This window comes from Bradyrhizobium acaciae (genome assembly GCF_020889785.1).
Taxonomy (GTDB): Bacteria; Pseudomonadota; Alphaproteobacteria; order Rhizobiales; family Xanthobacteraceae; genus Bradyrhizobium; species Bradyrhizobium acaciae.
In genome coordinates, this window is the sequence record NZ_JACMYK010000176.1 from 1 (window position 1) to 13,550 (window position 13,550).

General features: G+C 65.3%; 9 protein-coding genes. 7 read left to right on the forward strand and 2 right to left on the reverse strand.

Annotation, left to right across the window (positions count from 1 at the left end; all coding sequences use genetic code 11):
• Positions 1–133: 133 nt before the first annotated feature.
• A complete protein-coding gene (gene aat / locus H8A92_RS36085) occupies positions 134–814 on the reverse strand; it encodes a leucyl/phenylalanyl-tRNA--protein transferase (protein ID WP_229200069.1) in 681 nt (226 codons plus the stop codon).
• A 244-nt stretch (positions 815–1,058) separates the two neighbouring features.
• Between aat and H8A92_RS36090 the strand changes: the two genes are divergently transcribed.
• The 7 genes from H8A92_RS36090 to H8A92_RS36120 all read left to right on the forward strand — a co-directional run bounded on the left by H8A92_RS36090 (position 1,059) and on the right by H8A92_RS36120 (position 12,534).
• On the forward strand, positions 1,059–2,504 hold the full coding sequence (locus H8A92_RS36090; RefSeq protein ID WP_229200070.1) for a DASS family sodium-coupled anion symporter: 1,446 nt from the start codon (positions 1,059–1,061) through the stop codon (positions 2,502–2,504).
• Positions 2,505–2,683: 179 nt separating this feature from the next.
• The gene (locus H8A92_RS36095) at positions 2,684–4,000 is read left to right on the forward strand and encodes an MdtA/MuxA family multidrug efflux RND transporter periplasmic adaptor subunit (RefSeq protein ID WP_229200071.1); all 1,317 of its coding nucleotides are present in this window, start codon (positions 2,684–2,686) and stop codon (positions 3,998–4,000) included.
• Entirely contained in the window at positions 3,997–7,104 is a 3,108-nt protein-coding gene (locus tag H8A92_RS36100) for an MdtB/MuxB family multidrug efflux RND transporter permease subunit (RefSeq protein WP_229200072.1), read from the forward strand. The genes H8A92_RS36095 and H8A92_RS36100 overlap by 4 nt, the downstream gene beginning before the upstream one ends.
• Before the next feature lie 3 nt (positions 7,105–7,107).
• Positions 7,108–10,392, forward strand: coding sequence for an efflux RND transporter permease subunit (locus H8A92_RS36105; protein ID WP_229200073.1), 3,285 nt, complete (start codon positions 7,108–7,110; stop codon positions 10,390–10,392).
• Positions 10,393–11,868: an efflux transporter outer membrane subunit gene (locus tag H8A92_RS36110; protein WP_229200074.1), complete on the forward strand. Its 1,476-nt coding sequence runs from the start codon at positions 10,393–10,395 to the stop codon at positions 11,866–11,868.
• An 8-nt stretch (positions 11,869–11,876) separates the two neighbouring features.
• Positions 11,877–12,188, forward strand: coding sequence for a hypothetical protein (locus H8A92_RS36115; protein ID WP_229200075.1), 312 nt, complete (start codon positions 11,877–11,879; stop codon positions 12,186–12,188).
• A 10-nt stretch (positions 12,189–12,198) separates the two neighbouring features.
• Entirely contained in the window at positions 12,199–12,534 is a 336-nt protein-coding gene (locus H8A92_RS36120; protein ID WP_229200076.1) for a BA14K family protein, read from the forward strand.
• Between the two features lie 81 nt (positions 12,535–12,615).
• On the opposite strand, the gene H8A92_RS36125 is transcribed toward H8A92_RS36120, so the two are convergent.
• Positions 12,616–13,293, reverse strand: a complete 678-nt coding sequence (locus H8A92_RS36125) for a hypothetical protein (protein WP_229200077.1) — start codon at positions 13,291–13,293, stop codon at positions 12,616–12,618.
• Between the last annotated feature and the right edge of the window lie 257 nt (positions 13,294–13,550).

A 13,550-nucleotide genomic window follows, 5' to 3' on the forward strand; every position in this document is an offset into this window, starting at 1 on the left:
CGCAGCCGCAATACCAGCAGCAGCCGCCGCCTCCGCCGCCCCAGCAACAGCAGCGGCCGGGCGGTTTGTTCGGCGGCTTGTTCGGGAATTGATTGAGCAGCCCGGGTCGAGCGAGAGCGCGATCCGGGCTAATTCAATTGCGCTCGGCGATGATCGCCAGCGCGTCGGCGCCCTTGACCGGTTGCGTGGTGTCGAGCTTGCGGAAATCCGCCGGCGCGCCCGTGATCGCCTTGTCGAGCAGCGTGCGATAGCGGCGTCGCGAGATTTCGACCGCGCCGAACGTCTTCAGATGCTCGGTCACATATTGCGTGTCGAGCAGCTCGAATCCGCCGGCGATCAACCGTGCCACCAGATGCACCAGCGCGACCTTCGATGCATCGCGTTCGGTATGAAACATGCTTTCGCCGAAGAAGGCGCGACCGAGGCTGACGCCGTAGAGGCCGCCGACCAGATTGTCGTCCTGCCAGACCTCGACGCTGTGGCAATGGCCCGACGCGTGCAGCCCGACATAGAGATCGCGGATGCGCTTGTTGATCCAGGTGTCGTCGCGGCCAGGCTGCGGCGCCGCGCAACCGGCGATTACGGCCTTGAACGCGGTATCGACGGTGACCGTGAACACGTCCGAGCGCACGGTGCGCGCCAGGCGGGAGGCGACACGGAAGCCGTCGAGCGGAATCACGCCGCGCAATTCCGGCTCGACCCAGAACAGGGTCGGATCGTCGGCGCTCTCCGCCATCGGGAAGATGCCGCAGGCATAGGCGCGCAGCAGCACCTCGGGCGTGATCTCGGATGAGGCGGAGTCGCGAGCCGTCATAGCCCTACGATAGCAAACCGCGGGCGGTCTTGCGATGGGGGCAGCCACCGGGACGCTACGTGTTGACGAAGCGCGCGAGTTCCTCCACAAGCCGCGCCATTCGGCCGCAGGCACCCGAGACGGACTGCGCGGCCGTGCTAGATTGCCACAAAAGATGGCGCCACCGCCCGGGACTTGGCAGGGACCTGTCAGAGACTTGGCGGCTTGCATGCCCGACAATCAAAACACGTGAGGGGGACGCTGCATGAAGTCGTCGTGGCGGACGTTTGCGCCGTTGCTGGTCTGGCTGGTGATCTATCTTGTGCCGGTGCCATCGGGGCTGAACGCCAATCAGTGGCACTATTTTGCGGTGTTCGCCGCCGTCATCACCGGACTGATCCTCGAATCGATGCCGGTCGGTGCGGTGGGCCTGATCGGCCTGACGGTTGCCGGCGTCGGCGGCTATGTCGAGCCCGACCCGAACAAGTCGCTGCGCTGGATGCTCGCTGGCTTTTCCGAGAGCACGGTGTGGCTGATCGTAGGTGCCTTCGTGTTCTCGATCGGTTACCGCAAGAGCGGGCTCGGCCGCCGGCTGGCGCTGCTGCTGGTGCGGGGGCTGGGCCGGCGCACCATCGGGCTCGGCTATGCGGTGGCGTTCTCCGATCTCGTGCTGGCGCCGGCGACGCCGTCCAACACCGCGCGCTCGGGCGGCACCATCTATCCGATCGTCAGCAACATCCCGCGCATCTATGGCTCCGAGCCCGGGCCGACCGCGGGCAAGATCGGCACCTTCGTGATGTGGACGGCGTTCGCGACCACCGCCGTCACCAGCTCGCTGTTCCTGACTGCGCTGGCGCCGAACGCCGCCGCGCTGTCGATCGCCAAGAAGCTCGTCAATATCGAGGTCGGCTGGTCGCAATGGTTCATCGGCTTCGCGCCGCTCGGTATCCTCTTGCTGCTGCTGGTGCCGCTGCTCAGCTACGTCATATGTCGGCCCGAGATCAAGGAAAGCCCGGAGATCGTGACCTGGAGCGAGGGCGAGCTCGCCAAGATGGGGCCGCCGTCGCGGCACGAATGGATCATGGCTGTGCTGGTGCTGCTCGCGATGTTCCTGTGGATCTGCGGCTCCAATCCCAATATCAGCGTGCCGCTGCTCGGCTCGAACTTCATCAACGCGACCACGGTGGTGTTCGTCGTGATCTCGCTGATGCTTCTCACCGGCGTGATCGCCTTCGAGGACATCGTCGCCGAGAAGAGCGCGTGGGAGGTATTTTTCTATTTCACCTCACTGCTCACGCTGTCGTCGGGCCTCAACGAGATCGGCTTCATCAAATGGGTGGCCGATGGCTATGCGAAGCCGCTCGCCGGCACGTCGCCGCTGGTCGGGATGATCCTGCTCGTCACCTTTTTCTTCTGGATCCACTATTTCTTCTCGAGCATCACCTCGCATACCGCCGCCGTGCTGCCGGTGGTGCTCGCCGTCGGCTCCAGCATTCCCGGTCTGTCGGTGCAGACCCTGATGCTGCTGTGCGTCTATTCGCTCGGGCTGATGGGCGTGATCTCGCCCTACGCCACGGGACCGGCGCCGATGTATTACGGCAGCGGCTATATCGGCAAAGGTGACTTCTGGAAATTCGGGCTGATCTTCGGCCTGATCTACTTTGCCGGATTGTTGCTGATCGTGTTGCCCTGGTTACAGACGATCGGGTAAAATAGCCACAATCCAGCGTGAAACAGCGCTCGACCGGGAAGGAGGGGCCATCCTTTCCGATTCTTAACGCGCTTTGTCAGACGGAAGCGATCAAAATGCTTCCTCGAATGTGGCGCGCGCGGATTCTAGGGAACACATAGAGCCGCGCGAGCTCGTTCGTGTTTCTTCGTGGGCAAGTTATGGACCAGCATGTAAAAGACCCGTCGATCGTGGCGCCCGAGCAAACCAGGCGGCCGTCGCGCTGGCGGGGTTTTCTGACGGGGTGTCTCGTGCTGGCGGTGCTTGCCGGCATCGTCTGGTGGACGCGGCAACAGGCCGCGCCGCCGCAGGCCGGCGGCGGGCGCAATGCCGGGCCGATGTCGATCGTGCCGGAGACCATCGGCAAGGGCGATATCGGCGTCAGCCTCAATGCGCTCGGCACCGTGACGTCGCTCGCGACCGTGACGATCAGGAGCCAGATCAGCGGCTATCTGATGAAGATCGATTTCAAGGAGGGCGACGAGGTCAAGAAGGGCGACCTGATCGCCGAGATCGATTCGCGTCCCTATGAGGCGACGCTGGCGCAGGCCAAGGGGCAGCTCGCGCGCGACGAGGCGCAACTGAAGGGCGCACAGGTCGATCTCACCCGCTACCAGAACCTCGCCGCGCAGAACGCCGTGCCGCATCAGCAGCTCGATACCCAGGTCGCGCTGGTCGCGCAGTATCAGGGCACGGTCGAGGCTGACCGCGCCTCGGTGAAGTCGGCCGAAGTGAACCTGCAATATTGTCACATCGTGTCGCCGATCAACGGTCGCGTCGGACTCCGCCAGGTCGACCTCGGCAATTACGTGACGCCGGGCGACACCAACGGCCTCGTCGTGATCACGCAGCTCGAACCGATCAGCGTGCTGTTCACGCTGCCGGAGGACAATCTGCAGGCGGTCGCGAAGCGGTTGAGGGAGGGTGCCGTGCTGCCGACGGCGGCCTATGACCGCAGCGGCGCCAACAAGCTCGCCGAGGGATCGCTGCAGACCTTCGACAGCCAGATCGATGCCACCACCGGCACGATCAAGCTGCGTGCCCAGTTCGAGAACGACAAGCGGACGCTGTATCCGAACCAGTTCGTCAACATCCGCCTGCTGCTCGACACCCACAAGGATGCCACCACGATGTCGACGGCCGGCATCCAGCGCGGTGTCCCCGGCACCTTCGTCTATCTCGTCAATGCCGACAGCACGGTGTCGGTGCGGCCGGTGAAGATCGACGTCACCGATGGCGACCGCGTCGAGGTGCTGTCGGGGCTGACGGTCGGCGATCGGATCGTGATCGACGGTGCCGACAAGCTGCGCGAGGGCGCAAAGGTGGTGGTGCGCTCAGCCGGCGATACCACGAACCCGGCCGCCGCAGCCAAGGGCGCTGCGAAGGGAGACGTCAAGGGTGACAGCAAGGATGGCGCCGATCCCGACAAGGCGGGAGGCGGCAACCACAAGCGTTCCGAGGACGGGCAGAAGAAATGAACCCGTCGCGGCCATTCATCCTGCGGCCGGTGGCGACGACCCTGATGATGATCGCCATCATGCTGTCGGGCATGCTGGCGTTCAGATTCCTGCCCGTCGCGGCCTTGCCTGAGGTCGACTATCCGACCATCCAGGTGCAGACCTTCTATCCGGGCGCCAGTCCGGACGTGATGACCTCGTCGGTGACGGCGCCGCTCGAGGTGCAGTTCGGCCAGATGCCGAATCTGAACCAGATGAGCTCGGTGAGCTCGGCTGGCTCGTCCGTGATCACGCTGCAATTCGGCCTGTCGATCTCGCTCGACGTCGCCGAGCAGGAGGTGCAGGCCGCGATCAACGCCGCGGGCAACCTGTTGCCGTCGGACCTGCCGGCGCCACCGATCTACGCCAAGGTCAATCCGGCCGACGCGCCGATCCTGACGCTTGGCCTGAGCTCGAAGACGATGCCGCTGACGCAGGTGCAGGATTTCGTCGACACGCGGCTGGCGCAGAAGATCTCGCAGCTGCCCGGCGTCGGCCTCGTCAGCATCAGCGGCGGCCAGCGGCCCGCGGTGCGCATCCAGGCCGACATCCGCAAGCTCGCGGCCTACGGGCTGAACATCGACGATCTCCGCACCACGCTCGGCAACGCCAACGTCAACACGCCGAAGGGCAATTTCGACGGCGCGATGCGGTCCTACACCATCAACGCCAACGACCAGATCCGCAATGCCAGCGACTACCGCTCGCTGATCATCGCCTACAAGAACGGCTCGCCGGTCCGCCTCAGCGACGTCGGCAACGTCGTCGACGGCGCGCAGAACGACAAGCTCGGCGCCTGGATGAACGAGACGCCGGCGATCATCCTCAACATCCAGCGCCAGCCCGGGGCCAACGTGATCTCGGTGGTGCAGGGCATCAAGGATCTGCTGCCGCAGCTGCAGGCGACGCTGCCGGCCGCGATCGACCTCAACATCCTGACCGACCGGACCGTCACGATCCGCGCCTCGGTCCGCGACGTCGAATACGAGCTGTCGCTCGCGGTCGTGCTGGTCGTGCTCGTGATCTTCGTGTTCCTGCGCTCGACCCGCGCCACGCTGATCCCGAGCCTGTCGGTGCCGCTCTCGCTGGTCGGCACGCTCGGGGCGATGTATCTGTTCGGCTTCAGCCTGAACAATCTGTCGCTGATGGCGCTGACGATCGCGACCGGTTTCGTGGTCGACGATGCCATCGTCGTGATCGAGAACATCTCGCGCTACATCGAGGACGGCGAACCGCCGCTCGAGGCGGCGCTGCGCGGCTCCGAGCAGATCGGCTTCACCATCATCTCGCTGACGGTATCGCTGATCGCGGTGCTGATCCCGCTGTTGTTCATGGGCGACGTCGTCGGCCGCCTGTTCCGCGAATTCGCGATCACGCTGTCGGTCACGATCCTGATCTCCGCCGTGGTGTCGCTGACCTTGGTGCCGATGGCCTGCGCAAAGCTCCTGAAGCCGGAGAGCATGGCGCGCGAGAACACTTTCCAGCGGCTCAGCCGGGAAGGCTTCGATCATGTCATCGCGATCTACGCCCGGATGCTGAACTGGGTGCTGGATCGCCAGACGCTGGTGCTGCTGGTCGCGCTCGCCACCTTTGGCCTCACGGCGCTGCTCTATGTCGTCATCCCGAAGGGCTTCTTCCCGGTGCAGGACACCGGCGTGATCCAGGCGATCTCGGAGGCGCCGCAATCGGTGTCCTATGCGGCGATGGCGGAGCGGCAGCAGCGACTCGCCAGCGCGATACTGAAAGATCCAGACGTCGAGAGCCTGTCGTCCTTCATCGGCGTCGACGGCACCAACACCACGCTCAACAGCGGCCGCATCCTGATCAATCTGAAACCGCATGAGCAGCGCAAGGCCGGCGTCGCGACTGTCATGGACCGGATCAAGGCGAGCACGGCTGCGCTGACCGGTATCACGCTCTATATGCAGCCGGTGCAGGATCTCACCATCGAAGGCACGGTGAGCCGGACGCAGTACCAGTTCATCCTGCAGGACGCCGATCCGAACGAGCTCGCGGAATGGACGCCGAAGCTGGTCGACAAGCTCAGGCAATTGCCCGAGCTCAGCGACGTCACCAGCGATATCTTCGCGCAGGGGCTTTCGGTGTTCGTCGACATCGACCGCGACCAGGCGGCGCGGTTCGGCATCACGCCGGCGACCATCGATAACGCGCTGTACGATTCCTACGGCCAGCGCATCGTCTCCACCGTCTTCACCAATTCGAACCAGTACCGCGTCATCCTCGAGGCCGATCCGTCGCTGCAGAATTCGCTGGATTCGCTGTCCTCGATCTACCTGCCGTCATCGGTGGGCTCGACCCCGGTGCCGCTGTCGGTCATGGCCAGGATGCGGGTCGAGACCGCGCCGCTGCAGGTCTCGCATCTCGGCCAGTTCCCGTCGGCAACGGTCTCGTTCAATCTTGCCCCCGGCGCCTCGCTCGGCGGGGCGGTGACCGCGATCAAGCAGGCGCAGGCCGACATCAACCAGCCGCTCGGCATGATCACGAGCTTCCAGGGCGCGGCACTGGCGTTCCAGTCCTCGCTCACCAATCAGCTGTTCCTGATCCTGGCCGCGATCATCACGGTCTATATCGTGCTGGGCGTGCTCTATGAGAGTTTCATCCATCCGCTGACCATCCTGTCGACGCTGCCGTCGGCCGGCATCGGCGCACTGCTGGCGCTGATGATGGCGGGGCAGGATCTCACGATCATCGCGATCATCGGCATCATCCTCCTGATCGGCATCGTGAAGAAGAATGCGATCATGATGATCGACTTCGCGCTCGATGCCGAGCGCAACGAGGGCAAGCCGCCGCGCGAGGCGATCTACCAGGCCTGCCTGCTGCGCTTCCGGCCGATCATCATGACGACGATGGCAGCTGTCCTCGGCGCGCTGCCGCTGATGCTCGGCAGCGGCGCGGGCTCCGAGCTGCGGCATCCGCTCGGCATCTCCATCGTCGGCGGCCTCCTGGTGAGCCAGATGCTGACGCTGTTCACGACGCCGGTGATCTATCTCTGGTTCGATCGCCTGGCGCTGCGGTTTGCCGGGCGGACGGACGAGGTCGGCGAGGCGAGCGGGTCGCGTTGAGCCATGGATCCGTCGACGCCCTTCATCCGCCGGCCGGTCGCGACCACGCTGTTGACGTTCGGGCTTGCGGCCGCCGGCATTGTCGCGTTCTTCAAGCTGCCGGTGTCGCCGCTGCCGCAGGTCGATTTCCCGACCATCTCGGTGCAGGCAACATTGCCCGGCGCCAGCCCGCAGGACGTCGCGACCACGGTTGCCAGCCCGCTTGAACGGCATCTCGGCCAGATCGCTGATGTCACGGAGATGACGTCATCGAGCTCGGTCGGCTCGACCCGGATCGCACTGCAGTTCGGGTTGAACCGCGACATCAACGGCGCGGCGCGCGACGTGCAGGCCGCGATCAACGCGGCGCGCGCCGATCTGCCGACCAGCCTGCGCAGCAATCCGACCTACCGCAAGGTCAATCCGGCCGATGCGCCGATCCTGATCCTGACGCTGACGTCGGACACGCTGACGCGCGGCGATCTCTACGACGCCGCCTCCACGGTGCTGGCGCAGAAGCTGTCGCAGGTCGAAGGCATCGGCGAGGTCGTGGTCGGCGGCAGCTCGCTGCCCGCCGTCCGCGTCGATCTGATCCCGCAGACGGTCTACAAATACGGCATCGGTCTGGAAGATGTTCGCGCGGCGTTGTCGAGCGCCAACGCCCACAGCCCCAAGGGCGGCATCGATGTCGGCGACCAGCGCTACCAGGTCTACGCCAACGACCAGGCCAACAAGGCCGATGACTACAAGTCGCTGATCGTGGCCTATCGCAACGGCGCGCCGGTTCATCTGTCCGACATCGGCGAGGTGGTCGACGGCGTCGAGAACCTGCGCAATTCCGGGCTCGCCAACGGCAAGCCCGCGGTGCTGATCATCCTCTACCGCCAGCCGAACGCCAACATCATCTCGACCGTCGACCTGGTAAAGGGGCTGATGCCGCAATTGCAGGCATCGGTGTCGCCGGCGATCGACATCGGTCTCGCGGTGGATCGTTCGACGACGATCCGCACTTCGCTCAGGGACGTCGAACGGACGCTCGTCCTGGCCGTGCTGCTGGTCATCATCGTGGTGTTCGCGTTCCTGCGCAATCTGCGCGCCACCTTCATTCCGGTGGTGGCGGTGTCGGTGTCGCTGGTCGCGACCTTCGGGGCGATGTATCTGATCGGCTACAGCCTCGACAATCTGTCGCTGATGGCGCTGACGGTCGCGACCGGCTTCGTGGTCGACGATGCCATCGTGGTGCTGGAGAACGTCACCCGCTACATCGAGGAGGGCCTGAGCCCGCTCGAAGCGGCGTTGAAGGGCGCCAACGAAGTCGGCTTCACCGTGCTGTCGATGAGCATCTCGCTGATCGCGGTGTTCATCCCGATCCTCTTGATGGCCGGCATCGTCGGCCGGCTGTTCCGCGAATTCGCGATGACGATCTCGATCTCGATCCTGATCTCGCTCGCAGTCTCGCTGGCGACCACCCCGATGATGTGCGCCGTGTTGCTCAAGCCGGACAGCGGCGGCCACGGCCGGCTGTACTGGGCCAGCGAGCGCTTCTTCGAGGCGATGCTGAATTTCTACCGCAAAACGCTCAGCGCGGCGCTGGAGCATCCGCTGTCGGCGATGCTGGTGCTGGCGGCGGTGTTCGGCCTCAACTTCTATCTCTACGACGTGATCCCGAAGGGCTTTTTCCCGCAACAGGACACCGGGCGGCTGGTCGGTTCGATCCAGGCCGACCAGAGCGTATCGTTCCAGCTGATGCAGCAGAAGCTTGCGCAGTTCGTCGGCATCATCAAGCGCGATCCGGCGGTGGAGACCGTGGTCGGCTTTACCGGCGGCGGGCAGACCAATTCCGGATTCGTGTTCGTCTCGCTGCGCCCGCTCGACCAGCGCAAGATCGGCGCCGACGGCGTGATCTCACGGCTGCGCCGCGAGATGGCGGTGGTGCCCGGCGCGAGCCTGTTCCTGCAGGCGGTGCAGGACATCAGGGTCGGGGGCAGGGCCTCGAACGCGCAGTACCAGTACACGCTGCAGGGCTCGACGCTGGAGGAGCTCAACGAATGGACGCCGAAGATCGCGGCGGCCTTGCAGCGCGATCCGAACCTTGCCGACGTCAACAGCGACCAGCAGAACAAGGGCCTGGAGTCCGATCTCGTGATCGACCGCGATGCCGCGGCCCGGCTCGGCATCACGGTCAGCCAGATCGACAACACCCTCTACGACGCCTTCGGCCAGCGTCAGGTCTCGACCATCTATGTCGCGCGCAATCAGTATCACGTCATCATGGAGGTCGCGCCGCGCTACTGGCAGAACCCGGAGACGCTGAAGGACGTCTACATCAGCACGTCGGGCGGATCGGTCGGCGGCTCGCAATCGACCAACGCGGTGGCGGGCACCGTGGTGGCGCCGGGAACCTCGAGCGCGGCCAGTTCAGCCAATGCCCAGGCCGCGCGCAACCAGGCCACCAATTCGATCGGCTCGACCGGGAAGGGCGCGGCCTCGACCGGATCGGCGGTCTCGACCAACAGCGAGACCATGATCCCGCTGTCGGCGGTCGCGGCGTTCAAGCAGGGCGCGACACCGCTTGCGGTCAATCACCAGGGCCTGCTGGTCGCCAACACCATCTCGTTCAACCTGCCGCCGAACGTCTCGCTGAGCACCGCGGTCAGCAGTGTCGAGGTGACGATGAACCGGATCGGCGTCCCGGCCACGATCCGCGGCACGTTCCAGGGCTCGGCGAAGGCGTACCAGGATTCGCTCGACAACCAGCCGTTCCTGATCCTGGCGGCGATCATCACGATCTACCTCGTGCTGGGGGTGCTCTATGAGAGCTACGTCCACCCGCTGACCATCTTGTCCACATTGCCCTCCGCAGGTGTGGGCGCTTTGCTGGCGCTGATGGCATTCAAGACCGAGTTCAGTATCATGGCGCTGATCGGCGTCATCCTGCTGATCGGCATTGTGAAGAAGAACGCCATCATGATGATCGACTTCGCGCTGGAGGCGGAACGCAAGCGCGGGCTGGAGCCGCTCGAGGCGATCCGGGAGGCCTGCCTGCTGCGCTTCCGTCCGATCATGATGACGACGATGGCCGCGCTGCTCGGCGCCGTCCCGCTGGCGATCGGCATGGGCGACGGCGGCGAGCTGCGGCAGCCGCTCGGCATCGCCATCGTCGGCGGCCTGATCCTGAGCCAGGTCCTGACGCTCTACACGACGCCGGTCATCTACCTCTATCTCGACCGGTTCCGCCTGTGGGCCCTGCGCGTTCGCCGTGGCGGCGCCGTGCGGATGCCGGGCTCCTCACTTCAACCGGGCGAGTAAATGCCGACAGGTGCAGCGTTGCTAAATTTCTGGAAGTTGCAGAAACCGGCCCGGTTTCTGCGCGTGGCGGCGTTCGGCGGCCTCAGCCTTGGTTTGTCGGGATGCATCCCCGGGCTTGAGAAGCCCGAGCTCAGTCTCGAGGTGCCGGCGAGCTATCGGGCCGCGGCGAAGGGCGATGCCGACGCGGCCGTTCCGGCGCTCGCCTGGTGGCGCGGCTTCCGCTCGCCCGAGCTGACCGGGCTGATGGAGTCCGCGCAGCTCTACAATCTCGATATCGCGGTGGCGATCGCCCAGATCGTACAGGCCGACGCGCAGGCCGGCGTGTCCGGCGCCGCGCTGCTGCCGTCCCTCTCCGGATCGGCGAATGCCGAGCGTCAAAAGGTGGCAACGGGATCGAGTTCGTTGCTCGGCGGCAGCAGCGGGACGTTCTCGCAGTACAGCCTGGGACTGAGCGCGAGCTACATCGTGGATTTCTGGGGCAAGAACCGCGCGACGCTGTCGGCGTCGGAGGAGAGCGCGACGGTGTCCCGCTACAATCGCGAAGTGGTCGCGTTGACCACGATGGCGACCGTGGCCAACACCTATTTCCAGGTGCTGGCGGCGCAGGACCAGATCAAGGTCACGCGCCGCAATCTGGCGGCGGCTGAGCGCATCCTCGCTCTGATCAAGTCGCAATTCGCCGGCGGCACCGCCTCGCAACTCGATCTGTCGCAGCAGGAGGCGCTGGTCGCCACGCAGCGCGCGGCGATCCCGCCGCTCGAGGTGACGCTGGGGCAGAACACCGCCGCGCTCGCAGTGCTGGTGGCGCGTGCGCCGGCCGATTTCAATGTGCGCGGCGGCAGCACCACGCAGATCGCGGTGCCGCGCATCACGCCGGGAATGCCGTCGGAATTGCTCTACCAGCGGCCCGACGTCCGCCAGGCCGAGGCACAGCTCGCGTCGTCCAATTTCAGCGTCGATGCGGCGCGCGCCGCGTTCTTCCCGCAGATCCAGTTGACCGGCACCACGGGCTTCCAGAGCGCGGCGCTGGTCTCGCTGTTCGCGCCGGGCGCCTGGTACTACACGCTGGCCGCAGGACTGACCCAGCCGCTGTTCGACGGTTTCCTGCTGGAGAGCCAGTTCAAGCTCGCCAAGGGCCAGCAATTGCAGTACCTGCAGGCCTATCGCAAGGCGGTGCTGTCGGCCTTCGCCGACGTTGAGAAGGCGCTGATCGCGCTGCAGAAGTATACGTTGCAGGAGCGTTTGCAGTCCGAGGTCGTCGCCGCCTCGCGCAAGGCGTTCGAGGTCGCCGAGACGCAGCTGCGCGGCGGCACGGTCAATCTCATCACGGTGCTTCAGACGCAGCAGACGCTGTTCACGGCCGAAAACAATCTGGTCACGGTGCGGCTCAACAAGCTGCTGGCGGCCAGCAGCCTGTTCCAGGCGCTCGGCGGCGGCTGGACACCCGCCGGGACGCTCGCGGCGGCGGCGCAATGAGGTCGGCCATGCAGCGCTTCCTGACACTGTTCGTTATTGCCCTCGTCGTCGCGCTGGGTACGCCGGCCGGCACGGCCCGCGCGCAGCAGCGGCCGCCCAACAGCGTTCCGCTCGCCTTCGGCATGAGTGTCGACCAGGCCAGTCAGTCGCTGGGCGTTCCCCTGAATTACGTTCGCGGCACGCCGGGCAATGAGTTGTTCGTCGCGCTGCCCAATGTCAGGGGCAGCGTGCTGTCGCGGCGCAGCGACGGGCTCTATCTGCAATTCGGCAAGGGACGCCTGATCGCCTGGAAGGGCGATTGGGGGACCATTCCGCAATGAGGGCTTTGCCATGACCGCCATCATCAGAGGACTGATCGCCTGCGCCGCCATCGCGCTCAGCGCGGCGGCTGCGTCGGGCCAGCAAGCTTTCCGGCCGCTGCGCTATGGCAGCACCGGCGGTGCCTATTTCGACGGCAGGAACGACGACCGCGATTTCCGCAGTAACGGCTCGTTTCCCGGCAGCTTTGCCGCCGATCCCTTCAGCGCGGGTTTCGGCGCGGCGGGCCTGTTCGGCTCGACGCCATATCACTCGGCGCGCCCGTATCCGTCGCAGGTGACCTTTGGTGCGCCGTGTCAGGATTGCCGTCCGTATCGCACGCGGCGGCACCGCGATCGGCACGATTGAGGCGTCAGGGGGAGGCGCGCGTCCCAAGGGTTTGATGCGTTTTCTTCACGCGAACCGGTACCTACTTCGCTCGAAAACGCCTTAGCCCTTGCGCAGGAGATCGTCGATGATGCGCGGCTTCATCCAGCCGGCCTTGTCGATGATTTCCCTGCGCAGCGTATCCTTTTCCATCCCATACTGTTCGTGCGGGATGTCGCGCCCGCCGGTGGCGGCGATTCCGAACGTCTCGAGCAGTGCGTTGTGCCGCGCCTTCCACTCGGTCACATGCTCGATCATGATTTGCGTCACGGCCGGAAGGAAGCCGGGATGGCCGGCCAGGCCGCATGACTCCGTGGTCTGCGGATCGCCCGCCAGCATGATCACGTTCCACTCGTCGTAGCCGATCAGATCCATCTGGCCGTAGAGAAACCCGCCATGCGGCCCATCCCAGATCTTCTGGTCGATGACCAGGAACGGCACCGCGTTGCAGTGGCCGTGGCGCGCCGCCATGTCGCGGTTGAAGGTCTCGGTGCGCTCTTGCAGCCGTTTGTTGGCCGCGGCGAACACGGCGAGCCGATTGTCCGCCGTCGGCACGATGCTGGCGGCGTCATCAGGCGCGAAGCCGGCGTCGCGCAGAATCGACCCGATCCGTGGATCATCCCATTGCTTCTTGTGAAAGGCAGGCGCCGCGCCGTCGGCGCCCGGTGCCGGACGCTCGGCCTCCTTGAACTCGCCTAAGGCCTCCTGCTTCTTTCCGAAAACCACCCTGCGACCGAACATCGCGTCCGTTCCTGCCAAGCTTGGGGGAAAGCATGGCAAACAATGCCCAGATTTCTCTTAACCGGGGTCGGGCGGCTGACTACGATCGAACAACAGGGTGAGGCGGTCGTTAAGGCCAACGTGAAAAATCGACCAAACCGCCATCGGCAGTAGCCTAACTGGCGGCGGCGCTTGTCGATTTTGCCGGTGCCGGGCTGACGCGGGCAAACCGCACCACGAAGCGGGTGCCCTTGTGGGCCGGATCGCGCTCGACGCCG

What these genes read in the sequence shown, in the direction of transcription:
- aat (WP_229200069.1), bottom strand. Translation starts at nt 814, where the DNA reads ATGACGGCTCGCGACTCCGCCTCATCCGAGATCACGCCCGAGGTGCTG.
- H8A92_RS36090 (WP_229200070.1), top strand. Translation starts at nt 1,059, where the DNA reads ATGAAGTCGTCGTGGCGGACGTTTGCGCCGTTGCTGGTCTGGCTGGTG.
- H8A92_RS36095 (WP_229200071.1), top strand. Translation starts at nt 2,684, where the DNA reads ATGGACCAGCATGTAAAAGACCCGTCGATCGTGGCGCCCGAGCAAACC.
- H8A92_RS36100 (WP_229200072.1), top strand. Translation starts at nt 3,997, where the DNA reads ATGAACCCGTCGCGGCCATTCATCCTGCGGCCGGTGGCGACGACCCTG.
- H8A92_RS36105 (WP_229200073.1), top strand. Translation starts at nt 7,108, where the DNA reads ATGGATCCGTCGACGCCCTTCATCCGCCGGCCGGTCGCGACCACGCTG.
- H8A92_RS36110 (WP_229200074.1), top strand. Translation starts at nt 10,393, where the DNA reads ATGCCGACAGGTGCAGCGTTGCTAAATTTCTGGAAGTTGCAGAAACCG.
- H8A92_RS36115 (WP_229200075.1), top strand. Translation starts at nt 11,877, where the DNA reads ATGCAGCGCTTCCTGACACTGTTCGTTATTGCCCTCGTCGTCGCGCTG.
- H8A92_RS36120 (WP_229200076.1), top strand. Translation starts at nt 12,199, where the DNA reads ATGACCGCCATCATCAGAGGACTGATCGCCTGCGCCGCCATCGCGCTC.
- H8A92_RS36125 (WP_229200077.1), bottom strand. Translation starts at nt 13,293, where the DNA reads ATGTTCGGTCGCAGGGTGGTTTTCGGAAAGAAGCAGGAGGCCTTAGGC.